Below are 12,435 nucleotides of genomic sequence, written 5' to 3'. Positions count from 1 at the left end.
CGGTTTGCTCCCCTCTCCCGCCTGCGGGAGAGGGGCCGGGGGAGAGGGCCGGCGTCTCAAGATGCGCATGTCGCAAATCCAACCACCATGCCTCACCCCAACCCCTATCCCACCGCGTGAGAGAGGGGACCCAGCCACCAGCATCCAGCCCCCTCAAGCCCGCTGCGGCAACCCGCTTTTCCCGATGGCCGCAAGCTGCACGTACTGCGACCCGCGCAGCCCGCGCGTGAAATCGAGCGTGAAATCGCCGACGTCGATACGGGCCTGCAGCGCGCGGCGCAGCTCGGCGGTGCCGGGCGCCTTCATGCCGGCGGCGGCGCGGACCAGCCACGCCGCGCCGATGTAGCCGGCCAGCGTGGCGGGCGAGGGCGGTTCGTCGAGATACTGCTTCATGCGTGCCACGTGTTCCTTCACCACGCGCAGCGTCGATTCCTGCGGTCCCGGCGCGATCTGCGTCACGACCATGCCGCCGGCGTAGCCGCTGCCCAGGATCTCGCGCGCGGCCGACGGGCTTACCGCCGACAGCCCGACCAGGAAGCCATACCAGTTGCGCGCCGCCAGCGCGCGTCCCAGGCTGCCGTAGGCCAGCGTGTCACCGGCCACGATTACCGCGCCCGGCCGCGCCGCCGCGATGCGGCGCGCGCTGTCGTCGAGGTTGCCGTCCAGCGCGACGGCCCGCGTGCCCATGTCCTTCTCCAGCCGCGCCAGCCACGGCGTGCCGGTGCCGAGCGTGCCGGCCGCGAAGTCGGGCGACACGGCCAGCGCGATGCTGCCGAGCCCGTAGCTGCGCAACTGGCGGACCGCCGCATCGAGTTCGGACTGATAGTCGGCGCGCGTGAACCAGACGTTGTCGGCGGACAGCGCCAGCCCGGACAGCGGCGCCACGATCTGCACGCCGCGCCGGGTCAGTTCGGATGCGCCCGCCAGCGTCGGCAGCAGGCTGTCTCCGGGTCCGAACAACACTTCGGCGCGCTCGTTGTCGGCCAGCGCCACGGCCTGTGCGGCCGCGCCGCGCGGGTTCGCGGCGTCGGCATCGCGCACCACGTGGACGATGCGCAGGCCACCGCCGGCGCCGGGCGAGGCGTTCCAGGCATCGAACATGACCTTGGCGCCGGCCAGGTAGTCGCGCGCCTGGTCGGCCTGCGGCCCGGCGCGATCGACCAGATGCGCCACCACCAGCTGGCGACGTACCGCCGGGCCCGCCGGCTGCGCGAACGCGGGCACCATCGCGGCGGACGCCAGCGCGCCCAGCGTGCGCAGCGCGGTGCGGCGGCCGGCCTGGGCGGGGGCGCAAGAGGGGATCGACTGCGGCAAGGCTTGGCGCATGGCAGTAGGCAAGTGACGGTGGAGCGGGGGTGCGAAGGCGGTGCAATGGCGGCCGGCGGACATCGCCATAAAGCGAGCCGGCACCGGGCCGGAAGCGAGACTATCGGCCCTTCATGACGCTTCCGTGACTTTTACCCGACTTGGCGCCCCCCGTCGGCGGGGCTGGCAGGCGTACGGTTGCCGTGACCTTGATTGGCATCAAGGTTTGGCGATCGGGCGAGGCATAGGATCGTTTGTCCCCCCACGCGAACCCAGAGTTTTGCCATGTCCGCCCCCAATCCCGACGTCGCCGGCACCGCCTTCGACCGCCGCGCGCTTGCCGATTTCCGCAGCCTGGCCGGCCGCATCGACGGCAACGGCCCCCGCTATACCTCCTACCCCACCGCCGACCGCTTCCACAACGAGATCGGCGACGCCGGCTACCTGCGCGCGCTGCAGGACTGCCGCGCCAACGCGCCGGCCCCGCTCTCGCTCTACCTGCACATCCCGTTCTGCGAAAACATCTGCTACTACTGCGGCTGCAACAAGATCATCACCAAGGATCACAGCCGCAGCGCGCAGTACGTCGACTATCTGGCGCGCGAAATGGCGATGGTGGCCGGCCGGCTCGGCCAGCGCCGCGCGGTGATGCAGTCGCACTGGGGCGGGGGTACGCCGACGTTCCTGGACCCGGACGAGATGCGCCGCGTCATGGCGGCGGTGCGCGATCACTTCGACCTGCTGCCCGAGGGCGAACACTCGATCGAGATCGATCCGCGCCGCGTGACCGACGCGCGGATGGACCTGCTGGCCGAACTCGGCTTCAACCGGATCAGCCTGGGCGTGCAGGACTTCGACCCCGAGGTGCAGCAGGCCGTGCACCGCGTGCAGTCGTACGAGGAAACGCGCAACATCGTGCTGGCCGCGCGGCGGCTGGGATTCCAGTCGGTCAGCGTGGACCTGATCTACGGCCTGCCGCACCAGACCACGGCACGCTTTGCGGCCACGGTGGACCGCGTGCTCGACCTGCGCCCCGACCGGCTGTCGGTCTACAGCTACGCCCATCTGCCGCACGTGTTCAAGCCGCAGCGCCGCATCGACGCCGCGACGCTGCCGCCGGCCGCCGAGAAGCTCGACATCCTGGTGTCGACCATCGAGCGGTTGACTGCCGCAGGCTACGTCTACATCGGCATGGATCACTTTGCGCTGCCCGACGACGACCTGGCCGTGGCCCAGCGCGAGGGCTGGCTGCAGCGCAACTTCCAGGGCTATGCCACCCATGCCGGCTACGACCAGATCGGGCTCGGCGTGTCGGCCATCGGCGCCGTGGCGGGCCACTATGTCCAGAACGCCCGCACGACCGATGCCTACTACGCCGCGCTCGATGCCGGCCGGCTGCCCATCGTGCGCGGGCTGGAAATGACCGCCGACGACCACCTGCGCAAGGCGATCATCGGCGCGCTGATGTGCAACGGCACGCTGGACATCGCCATGGTGGAGGCCGAGCACGGCATCGACTTCGCATCGACGTTCGCGGCCGAGCTGGCCGACCTGGACACGCTGGCCGCCGACCACCTGGTGCGCCGCACCCCCGAACGGATCGAGATCACGCCGCTGGGCCGCCTGCTGGTGCGCCGCGTGGCAATGGTGTTCGACCGCTACCTGCGCGAGGACGCGGCCCGGCCGCAGCCGGCCCCGGCGGCAAACGATGGCAAGGTGATTCCGCTGGTGCGCTACTCGCGCGTGGTCTGAGCCTGATCGTCAGGCCAGGACTGTCCGGCCCCACAAGCAAAAAGCCCGCGATGAATCGCGGGCTTTTTCGTTCCGGAGCGGCCGGCTCGGCCGCTGAACCGGGGGCTTGGTTCGCAGCTTACTTCGCGGCGTTGGCCATGTAGTCCGACGCGGCGATCACGTCGGCATCGGGGCCGGCGTATCCGCCCTTGGGCGGCATCACGCCCTTGCCCTTGAGCGCGTAGTTGTGGACGACGTCCATGCCTTCCTTGAGGCGCGGCGCCCAGGCGGCCTTGTCGCCAAACTTCGGCGCACCGGCCACGCCAGCCGCGTGGCAGGCGGCGCAGACCTGTTCGTAGACTTTCTTGCCGGTCTCGGCCGATGCCACGGCCGGTGCGGCGGCTGCAGCCGGTGCGGCAGCAGGGGCTGCCGGCGCGGCGGCGGCGGGAGCGGCCGGAGCCGGGGCCGCAGCGGCGGCCGGGGCCGATGCCGCCGGTGCGGAGGCAGCCGCCTGCGCGGTGGCGCCCTGGGCCGGTGCGGCCGGCTCGGGGAACTTGGCACCGCTGGCGTCGGCCATGTAGACCACGGCGCGCGCCAGTTCGTAATCGCTCATGTCGTCGGGCGAGGTGCCGGCGCGGGCGGGCATCGCGCCCTTGCCTTGCAGCACGGCCTTGAGCAGGCCGTCGAAACCCTGGCCGATACGCGCCGTCCAGTCGCCAGCCACGCCGTACTTCGGCGCGCCCGCGGCACCCGTGGCGTGGCAGGCCGCGCACACTTCCTTGTAGACCTGCTCGCCGGTCTTGAACACGCGCGGCGCGTTGGGATCCTTGATTTCCAGCGAGGCCACCGGCGCGATACGCCCGTTCACGGCTTCCGCGCTGAACGCGGTGCCGTCCCCGTCACGGGTGCCGTGGCCGACAAAATTGACAAGCAGGATGATGACGATGATCGGCACCAGAAAGGCGGCGATCACCACGGCAATTAGTTGCTTAGGGGTCTTGATTGGCGACTCGTGGTGGTCGTTTTGATGGACGTCACTCATACAGAACTCTCGATTTTGCGGGAAACCTGGTGCACAGCACGTGGGGGCGGCTTGCTTGTCTGGCCCTGTTTTCGGGGATGAATCTGTCGGTCTTTGCGTCCGGGGCTGTCTCCACCCCGCTCGCGTCTCTGTTACGACGCAAATAGCTGCCGATTATAGACCCAAGACTTCGGCACAGGGGCCAAATGCGACGGCTCAGAGACCTGTGGAAACCCCGACCCCGCCGGCCCCGGCCCATCCCGCATGGACGCCGGCGGACAACTCGGGTATCCTATGCGACTTTCCGACGCCGGCACTCGCCGGAGTCAACGCCGTACACGTCGCGCCCGTAGCTCAATGGATAGAGTACTGCCCTCCGAAGGCAGGGGTTGCTGGTTCGATCCCAGCCGGGCGCGCCAAGTCCTTCCTGGTTTTCCTCCTCCGTCGTTTCCCCCTCGATCGTCCCGCCACGCAGGCCGGCCGCCCCATGTCTCGCGTCCGCCGCCTCACCGTTGCAACCTTTCGTGCCGATCCGGGTGACGCGGCCAGCGGCTGCCGCGGGCCAACGTTGATGCGAGGCCGCTTGCCGGCCGCTGGCGCGTGCCTTGCATCGACGCTCCTTCGCCCATCGGATTCCGATGCAGAAGGGGAGGACCTGCCATGCCCACGCTTTCCGCCGATCATCTCGACATGCTGCGCCACGCCGTGCGCGGCAAGGTGCTGCTGCCGCAAGACGCCGGGTACGACGTCGCACGCACCGTCTGGAACGCCACGGTGGACCGACGGCCCGCGGTCATCGTGCAGTGCACCGGCACCGCCGACGTCATCCAGGCCGTCAACTTCGCGCGCGACCATGGCCTGACGCTGGCCGTGCGCGGCGGCGGGCACAACATCGCCGGCAGCGCGATCTGCAACAACGGGCTGGTGGTCGACCTGTCCCAGCTACGCAGCGTCCACGTCGATCCGCAGGACAACGTGGCGTGGGTCAGTCCGGGCGCCACGCTGGGCGATTTCGACCACGAGGCCCAGGCGCTGGGGCTGGCCACGCCGCTCGGCATCAACTCCACCACGGGCGTGGCCGGGCTGACGCTCGGCGGCGGCTTTGGCTGGCTGACGCGCCAGTACGGCATGACGGTGGACAACCTGCTGGGCTGCGAGGTGGTGACGGCCGACGGCCAGCGCCGCTGGGCCGATGCCAACCACGAGCCCGAGCTGTTCTGGGCGCTGCGCGGCGGCGGGGGCAACTTCGGCGTGGTCACGCTGTTCCAGTTCCGGCTGCACCGGGTGGGGCCGATGGTCACGGCCGGGCTGATCGTCTTCCCGGCTGTGGAGGGCAAGTCGGTGCTGCGGCAGTATCGCGCGTACACGGAATCGGCGATGCCGGACGACATGAACGTCTGGGTCGTGCTGCGCAAGGCGCCGCCGCTGCCGTTCCTGCCGTCGTCGGCCCACGGCGCCAACGTGGTGGTGCTGGCGGTGTTCCATGCCGGCGATCCGGGCGCGGCCGCGCAGGCCATCGACCCGCTGCGCGGCTTTGGCCAGGCCATCGGCGAGCACGTGGGCCCGGTGCCCTACACGGCCTGGCAGCAGGCGTTCGACCCGCTGCTCACGCCGGGCGCCCGCAACTACTGGAAATCGCACAACTTCACGCGGCTGGACGATGCCGCCATCGACCTGATGACCGACTACGCCGCGCGCGGCCCGTCGGCCAATGCGGAGATCTTCATCGGGCAGGTGGGCGGGGTGGCCAACCGCGTGGCGCCGGACGCCACCGCGTACCACCACCGCGACGCGCGCTATGTGATGAACGTGCACTCGCGCTGGGACCGCGCGGACGAGGACGCCACCTGCATCGGCTGGGCGCGCGACTTCTTCAACGCCTCGGCGCCGTACGCCACGGGCGGGGTCTACGTGAACTTCATGACCGAGGATGAGACCGCGCGCGTCAACGCGGCCTACGGCCACAACTTCGACCGGCTGGCCCGCGCCAAGCGCACCTACGATCCGCAGAACCTGTTCTGCACCAACCAGAATATCCAGCCGGCGCCCTGACGGCCGGCGGGCGGGCGTGCGTGCCGGAGACCATCCGGCACACTCCCGGCGGCCATGCGTTGCTATGATGCGGCGCATGGCCGACGACCTGTTCATTCCCCACCACGAGTACGAGATCACCGCCATCCGCGCGCAGGGCGCGGGCGGGCAGAACATCAACAAGGTGTCCAACGCCGTGCACCTGCGGTTCGACGTGCGGATGTCGTCGCTGGCCGCCGACCACAAGGACCGGCTGCTGGCGCTGCACGATCACCGCATCACGCGCGACGGCGTGATCGTCATCAAGGCCCAGCAGCATCGCAGCCTGGAGATGAACCGCGAGGAAGCCGTGCGCCGGCTGCACGACCTGGTGCGCAGCGTGGCCGAGCCGCCGCGCGTGCGGCGCGCCACGCGGCCCACGCGGGCGTCGAAGGTGCGCCGGGTGGACGCCAAGGTCCAGCGCGGCCAGATCAAGGCGCTGCGCGGCCGGGTGACCGACTGAGCGCCCCGCGCAAATCCGAACAAAGATTTCAAACGCCCGGCGCGGGGGCGGGACAATGCGGCGGCGGGCGGGCATGCTGTGGAGCCACGCGCCCGTCCGCCCACGACCAGGAATGCCCCCAGCCATGTCATCCGTCCCCGCCCCCGACGCCCTCGAACCGATTCCGCGCGATCCGGGCTGGCCCATCGTCGGCAACCTGTTCCAGATCACGCCGGGCGAGGTCGGCCAGCACTTGCTGGCGCGCAGCCGGCATCACCAGGGCATCTTCGAACTCGATTTCGCGGGCCGGCGCGTGCCGTTCGTGTCGTCGGTGGCGCTGGCGGCCGAGGTCTGCGACCCGGCCCGCTTTCGCAAGATCATCGGCCCGCCGCTGTCGTACCTGCGCGACATGGCCGGCGACGGCCTGTTCACGGCCCACAGCGACGAGCCCAACTGGGGCTGCGCGCACCGCATCCTGATGCCGGCGTTCAGCCAGCGCGCGATGAAGGGCTATTTCGTCGTGATGCTGCGCGTGGCCAACCGGCTCGTCGAAAAATGGGACCGCAACGGCCCCGACGCCGACATTGCTGTGGCCGACGACATGACGCGGCTGACGCTCGACACCATCGCGCTGGCCGGCTTCGGCTACGACTTCCGGTCGTTCGCCAGCGACGCGCCGGACCCGTTCATCGTGGCGATGGTCGGCGCGCTCGAAGAGGCCATGCGCAAGCTCACGCGACTGCCGATCCAGGACCGCTTCATGGGCCGCGCGCACCGGCGCTTCGCCGACGACGTGGCGACCATGCGCAACCTCGTGGACGACGTGATCCGCCAGCGGCGCGCCACGCCCCGACCCGGCATGGACCTGCTGAACCTGATGCTGGAGGCGCGCGACCCCGAGACCGACCGCCAGCTCGACGACGCCAACATCCGCAACCAGGTCATCACGTTCCTGATTGCCGGCCACGAGACCACCAGCGGCCTGCTGACCTTCACGCTGTACGAACTGCTGCGCAACCCCGCCGTGCTGGCCCAGGCCTACGCCGAAGTGGATGCCGTGCTGCCCGGCGATGCGCCGCCCGTCCATGCCGACCTGGCGCGCATGCCGGTGCTGGACCGCGTGCTCAAGGAAACGCTGCGCCTCTGGCCCACCGCGCCGGCCTTTGCGGTGGCGCCGTTCGAGGACGTCGTGCTCGGCGGCCGCTACCGGCTGCGGCAGAACCGGCGGATCTCGGTGGTGCTTACCGCGCTGCACCGCGACCCGGCGGTCTGGGACCACCCCGAGCGGTTCGACATCGACCGCTTCCTGCCCGAGCACGAGGCAAAGTTGCCCGCCCATGCCTACCTGCCGTTCGGGCACGGCGAGCGCGCCTGCATCGGCCGGCAGTTCGCGCTGACCGAGGCCAAGCTCGCGCTGGCGCTGATGCTGCGCAACTTTGCGTTCCACGACCCCTACGACTACCAGTTCCGGCTCAAGGAAACGCTGACGATCAAGCCCGACAACCTGGTGCTGCGCGCGCGCCGGCGGCGTCCGCACGAGCGCATCGCCGCGCAGGCCGCCACGCCGGCCGTGACCGATGCGGCGCAGGCCGACGTGCGCGGCCACGGGCAGCCCATGACGGTGCTCTGCGCGTCGAGCCTGGGCACCGCGCGCGAGCTGGCCGAGCAGATCCACGGCGGCGCGGTGGCGGCGGGCTTCGACGCCACGCTGGCCGACCTGGACGATGTGGCCGACGCGCTGCCCACATCGGGCCTGCTCGTTGTGGTGGCCGCCACCTACAACGGCCACGCGCCCGATTCGGGCCGGCGCTTCGAGGCCATGCTCGACGCGGGCGGCGCCGACGGCTATCGCGCGGACGGCCTGCGGCTGGCGCTGCTGGGCTGCGGCAATTCGCAGTGGGCGACGTACCAGGCGTTTCCGCGCCGCGTGTTCGACGTCTTCACGCAGGCCGGCGCGGTGCCGCTGCTGCCGCGCGGCGAGGCCGACGGCAATGGCGATTTCGACCAGGCGGCCGAGCGCTGGCTGGCCGCGCTCTGGCAGGCGCTGCAGGCCGACGGCGCCGGCGCGGGCGGCATCGGGGTGGATGTCGACGTGCGCAGCGTGGCGGCGATCCGCGCGGACACGCTGCCGGCCGGCACCCGGACCTTCACGGTGCTGGCCAACGAGGAACTGGTCGGCGACCCGGCCGGGCTGTGGGATTTCGCCGTCGAGCCGCCGCGCACGTCCACGCGCGCCATCCGCCTGCAACTGCCGCCGGGCATGACCTACGAGACCGGCGATCACGTGGCGGTCTGGCCCCGCAACGCGGACGCCCTGGTGGATGACCTGTGCGCCCGGCTGGACCTCGATGCCGACGCGATGGTCACGCTGTCCGCCCCGCATGGCGCCGGACGCGGGCTGCCGATCGGCCAGCCGCTGCCGCTGCGGCAAGTGTTGACGCATTTCGTCGAACTGCAGGACGTGGTGTCGCGCCAGACGCTGCGCGCGCTGGCGCAGGCCACGCGCTGCCCGGCCACGCGCGCGGCGCTGGAACGGCTGGCATCGGACGATGAGGCCGACGGCTACGCCACGCAGGTGGCGGCCCGCCGCCTGAACCTGTGCGACGTGCTGGCGGCCCATCCGGCCGTCACGCCGACGCTGCCGCAACTGCTGGCGTGCACGGTGCCGATGCGGCCGCGCTTCTATTCGATCGCGTCGTCGCCGCGCGTGTCGCCGGACGTGGCGACGCTGCTGGTGGGTACGGTCTGGGCGCCGGCGCTGTCGGGGCGTGGCCAGTTCCGGGGCGTGGCGTCCACGTGGCTGCAGGGGCTGGCGCCCGGCGCGACGGTGTCGGCGTCCATCCGCACGCCGAACCCGCCGTTCGCGCCGCTGGCCGATCCGTCGGCGCCGATGCTGCTGGTCGGGCCCGGTACCGGCATCGCGCCGTTCCGGGGCTTCCTGGAAGAACGCGCGGCCCAGCAGGCGGCCGGCGAGCGCGTGACGCCGGTGCAGCTTTACTTCGGCTGCCGGCATCCGCGCCACGACTGGCTGTTTCACGACGAGATTGCCCGATGGGCGGCGGCGGGCGTGGCCGAGGTGCACACCGCGTACTCGGTGGTGCCCGGCGCGGCGCGCTACGTGCAGGACCTGCTCTGGCAGCGCCGCGCCCACGTCTGGGCGCAGTTGCAGGCGGGCGCCACGGTCTATGTCTGCGGCGATGGCCGCCGCATGGCGCCGGCCGTGCGGCAGACGCTGATCGACATCGGCGCGGACCAGGGCGGCATGGCGCCCGAGGCCGCGTCCGACTGGTTCGCGGCCCTGGTCCGGCAGGGCCGGTACCGGCAGGACGTGTTCAACTGAACCCGTCCCGCGCGGCGCCTGCCGGTCAGCGTGCGTTCTGCAGCGCGGCGATGCGGGCTTCGATCGGCGGATGGCTGGAGAACAGCGCCAGCCACGACTTGCCACCCGAGATGCCCATGGCCTGCATGTTCTGCGGCAGGCCGTCGGCGTCCAGGCCGCCCAGGCGGCGCAGCGCGGCCACCATCGGCGTCGGGGTGCCCATCAGGCCGGCCGCGCCGGCGTCCGCGCGGTACTCGCGGTGGCGCGAGAACGCCGCCACGATGATGCTGGCCAGGATGCCGAACACGATCTCGCAGATCACCACGGTGATCATGTAGCCGATGCCGGGGCCGCTCGATTCCTCGTCGTTGCGGCGCAGCCACGAATCGACGAAGTAGCCGACCACGCGCGCCATGAAGATCACGAACGTGTTTACCACGCCCTGGATCAGCGTCAGCGTGACCATGTCGCCGTTGGCCACGTGGGCCACCTCGTGCGCCAGCACGGCTTCCACCTCGTCATGCGACATCGATTGCAGCAGCCCCGTGGACACCGCCACGAGCGAGCTGTTCTTCGACGCGCCCGTGGCAAAGGCGTTGGGTTCGCCATCGTAGATGGCCACTTCGGGCATCGGCAGGCCGGCGCGCGTGGCCAGCTTTTCCACGGTCTGCATCAGCCACAGCTCCGTGCTGGTGCTCGGATGCGTGATGACCTGCGCGCCGGTGGACCACTTGGCGATGGTCTTGGACATCAGCAGCGAGATGAACGAGCCGCCAAAGCCCATCAGCGCCGCAAAGGCCAGCAGCATGCCAAGGTTCAGCCCGTTGGCGGTCAGGAATCGGTTCACGCCCAGCAGGCTGGCCGTGATACTGAGGACGAGCATGACGGCGAGGTTGGTCGCCAGGAACAGGAAGATGCGTTTCATGGTTGTGGGGCAATACGGGTAAAGGCGCGGCCGTGGCCGCAGGGGCGCGCGGCACGCGATGCGCGTGCCAGGCGTTCAGGGCAGGCGCGGGCCGCCAGGGCGCGCGCGAGACGGGTCAGCCGCGCGGTGGGCGCGGCGGCAGGGGCAGGTCGGGATCGGGCAGCGCCGCGGCGGCATAGCGCGGCACGGTGCCGCGCGCGCCCGACGTTGCCACGCGGGGCAGCGGCGCCGGCAGCAACTGCTCGGCGAAATCGGCGCCCGGCGGGGTCGGCTCGGCGGTGTCGCCGGGCAGGGAAGGGTCGGGCGTGTCCGGCGCGGCGTCGGCGTGGCCGGCCACATCGGCAAGCGCGGCCAGGTCGGCCGGGTGGGCACGTTCTGCGCTGGCGGCTGCCGGCGCGACGGTCACCGTGTGCGCCGCGCGCGCCATCCCGGCCACTGATGCGGACGCGCCCATGCCCGCCCACGCCTGCAGCGGCAGGAAGGCAAGCAGCACGATCATCATCAGGAATCGAAACGGGTGCACGGGGGCGGGTGACGCGGAAGACCAAAAAACGATGCGCCGATTCTACAGGATGGCGCGCGGGCCGGCAGGGCGGGGCCCGCACTATCCGACGATTCTCATATGGGGCGATGGCCGGGCGGCACAAGGGCCTGCCTGCCTGCCGCCTCGCCGCCAGACCCTGCGCGCGGCCGGGTTTTGCGCGCTGCGGCAGACAGGTCTACACTGCCGCTTAACCCTGTAGTCACTACAGAGATAGCGGCACGGCGCGCGTCACGGCGGCCGGCCATCGCGGAGATTGACCATGCGAATCGGCGAACTGTCGCGCCATAGCGGCTGCGACGTGGAAACCATCCGGTATTACGAGCGCGAGGGCCTGCTGGACGCCCCGCAGCGCGAGGACAACGGCTATCGCCGCTATGGCGACAGCCACCTCGTGCAGCTCAACTTCGTGCGGCATTGCCGCTCGCTCGGCATGACGCTGGCCGACGTGCGGCGGCTGCGCGATTTCCAGCGCAATCCGTCGCTGGCCTGCGACGACATCAACATGCTCCTGGACCGCCAGATCGAACAGATCCACGCGCAGCGCGTGGCGCTGGAAGCACTTGAAGTCCAGCTTCGGGCGCTGCGCCATACTTGCGAGAACCCCGACCCGCACCCGGCCAGCGAGTGCGGCATCCTGCAGAACCTGCAGCAGGCGGCCGAGGGCGCCGGCTGCGAATGCCATCCGCGGCACTAGCACCCGGCCCGCCGCCGCCGCGCCGGGCCTGTGCTAGCATGGCCGTTCGCGTCACCCATGACGCTCCTTCGCTACCCAGAACATTCTCATGATGTCTCGCCACCTTCCGTCCGCCGTACTGGCCCGGGTCCGCTCCATGCGGCCGGCCCGCGCGCGCATGGCGGTGGCGCAGCCCATCACCGCCAGCCGCCGGATCGACGCCCCGCTTGATCCCGCCCGGTCCCGGCCTGACCGCCCCCACGCCTGAACGGCACGGGTCCGGCGCCGAACCGGGCCCCAGCCACCCCGCATCGCAGCTGTAGAACCGCCGCGCGCCTGCGCGCTGGCGCCGACCGATTTTTCCCTGGCTGCCGTCCGCGTCGCCCCGACGCCACGCCGCCGCTT

Annotated in this window: 9 protein-coding genes and 1 tRNA gene; 6 read left to right on the top strand and 4 right to left on the bottom strand. The window is 71.0% G+C overall.

Annotated features, from left to right (window positions below; all coding sequences use genetic code 11):
* Positions 1–153 precede the first annotated feature (153 nt).
* Complete coding sequence (locus QTN24_RS11705; protein WP_313837215.1) at positions 154–1,326, bottom strand: ABC transporter substrate-binding protein; 1,173 nt, start codon at positions 1,324–1,326, stop codon at positions 154–156.
* A gap of 264 nt (positions 1,327–1,590) precedes the next feature.
* On the opposite strand from QTN24_RS11705, the gene hemN reads away from it, so the two are divergent.
* On the top strand, positions 1,591–3,057 hold the full coding sequence (gene hemN, locus QTN24_RS11700; RefSeq protein ID WP_313837213.1) for an oxygen-independent coproporphyrinogen III oxidase: 1,467 nt from the start codon (positions 1,591–1,593) through the stop codon (positions 3,055–3,057).
* Between the two features lie 118 nt (positions 3,058–3,175).
* Here the strand turns inward: hemN and QTN24_RS11695 are convergent, their stop codons facing one another.
* On the bottom strand, positions 3,176–4,078 hold the full coding sequence (locus QTN24_RS11695; protein WP_313837211.1) for a c-type cytochrome: 903 nt from the start codon (positions 4,076–4,078) through the stop codon (positions 3,176–3,178).
* 322 nt (positions 4,079–4,400) lie between these two features.
* Between QTN24_RS11695 and QTN24_RS11690 the strand changes: the two genes are divergently transcribed.
* The 4 genes from QTN24_RS11690 (at position 4,401) to QTN24_RS11675 (ending at position 9,909) form a co-directional block, all read left to right on the top strand.
* Positions 4,401–4,476, top strand: a tRNA-Arg gene (locus tag QTN24_RS11690).
* Positions 4,477–4,717: 241 nt separating this feature from the next.
* A complete protein-coding gene (locus QTN24_RS11685; protein WP_313837209.1) occupies positions 4,718–6,109 on the top strand; it encodes an FAD-binding oxidoreductase in 1,392 nt (463 codons plus the stop codon).
* A gap of 76 nt (positions 6,110–6,185) precedes the next feature.
* Positions 6,186–6,590: an alternative ribosome rescue aminoacyl-tRNA hydrolase ArfB gene (arfB, locus tag QTN24_RS11680; protein ID WP_124682934.1), complete on the top strand. Its 405-nt coding sequence runs from the start codon at positions 6,186–6,188 to the stop codon at positions 6,588–6,590.
* Positions 6,591–6,714: 124 nt separating this feature from the next.
* Positions 6,715–9,909 carry a bifunctional cytochrome P450/NADPH--P450 reductase gene (locus QTN24_RS11675; RefSeq protein ID WP_409559012.1) on the top strand — a complete coding sequence of 1,065 codons (3,195 nt, stop codon included), beginning with the start codon at positions 6,715–6,717 and terminating at the stop codon, positions 9,907–9,909.
* Positions 9,910–9,934: 25 nt separating this feature from the next.
* Here the strand turns inward: QTN24_RS11675 and htpX are convergent, their stop codons facing one another.
* Both htpX and QTN24_RS11665 read right to left on the bottom strand, forming a co-directional pair.
* Positions 9,935–10,813 (bottom strand): protease HtpX, encoded by an 879-nt coding sequence (gene htpX, locus QTN24_RS11670; protein WP_313837204.1) that lies wholly within the window; start codon positions 10,811–10,813, stop codon positions 9,935–9,937.
* 115 nt (positions 10,814–10,928) lie between these two features.
* On the bottom strand, positions 10,929–11,315 hold the full coding sequence (locus QTN24_RS11665) for a hypothetical protein (protein ID WP_313837202.1): 387 nt from the start codon (positions 11,313–11,315) through the stop codon (positions 10,929–10,931).
* Between the two features lie 301 nt (positions 11,316–11,616).
* Between QTN24_RS11665 and QTN24_RS11660 the strand changes: the two genes are divergently transcribed.
* The gene (locus QTN24_RS11660; protein WP_313837200.1) at positions 11,617–12,051 is read left to right on the top strand and encodes a Cd(II)/Pb(II)-responsive transcriptional regulator; all 435 of its coding nucleotides are present in this window, start codon (positions 11,617–11,619) and stop codon (positions 12,049–12,051) included.
* The last annotated feature ends 384 nt before the right edge of the window (positions 12,052–12,435 follow it).

The sequence above is a fragment of the Cupriavidus sp. SZY C1 genome (assembly GCF_032190535.1).
Taxonomy (GTDB): Bacteria; Pseudomonadota; Gammaproteobacteria; order Burkholderiales; family Burkholderiaceae; genus Cupriavidus; species Cupriavidus pauculus_C.
Note: the sequence above shows the minus strand (reverse complement) of the source record. Positions and strands in the feature narration are given on the sequence as shown.

Excerpts from the sequence above, each read along its gene's own strand:
- QTN24_RS11705 (WP_313837215.1), bottom strand. The coding sequence starts at position 1,326 with ATGCGCCAAGCCTTGCCGCAGTCGATCCCCTCTTGCGCCCCCGCCCAG.
- hemN (WP_313837213.1), top strand. The coding sequence starts at position 1,591 with ATGTCCGCCCCCAATCCCGACGTCGCCGGCACCGCCTTCGACCGCCGC.
- QTN24_RS11695 (WP_313837211.1), bottom strand. The coding sequence starts at position 4,078 with ATGAGTGACGTCCATCAAAACGACCACCACGAGTCGCCAATCAAGACC.
- QTN24_RS11685 (WP_313837209.1), top strand. The coding sequence starts at position 4,718 with ATGCCCACGCTTTCCGCCGATCATCTCGACATGCTGCGCCACGCCGTG.
- arfB (WP_124682934.1), top strand. The coding sequence starts at position 6,186 with ATGGCCGACGACCTGTTCATTCCCCACCACGAGTACGAGATCACCGCC.
- QTN24_RS11675 (WP_409559012.1), top strand. The coding sequence starts at position 6,715 with ATGTCATCCGTCCCCGCCCCCGACGCCCTCGAACCGATTCCGCGCGAT.
- htpX (WP_313837204.1), bottom strand. The coding sequence starts at position 10,813 with ATGAAACGCATCTTCCTGTTCCTGGCGACCAACCTCGCCGTCATGCTC.
- QTN24_RS11665 (WP_313837202.1), bottom strand. The coding sequence starts at position 11,315 with ATGATGATCGTGCTGCTTGCCTTCCTGCCGCTGCAGGCGTGGGCGGGC.
- QTN24_RS11660 (WP_313837200.1), top strand. The coding sequence starts at position 11,617 with ATGCGAATCGGCGAACTGTCGCGCCATAGCGGCTGCGACGTGGAAACC.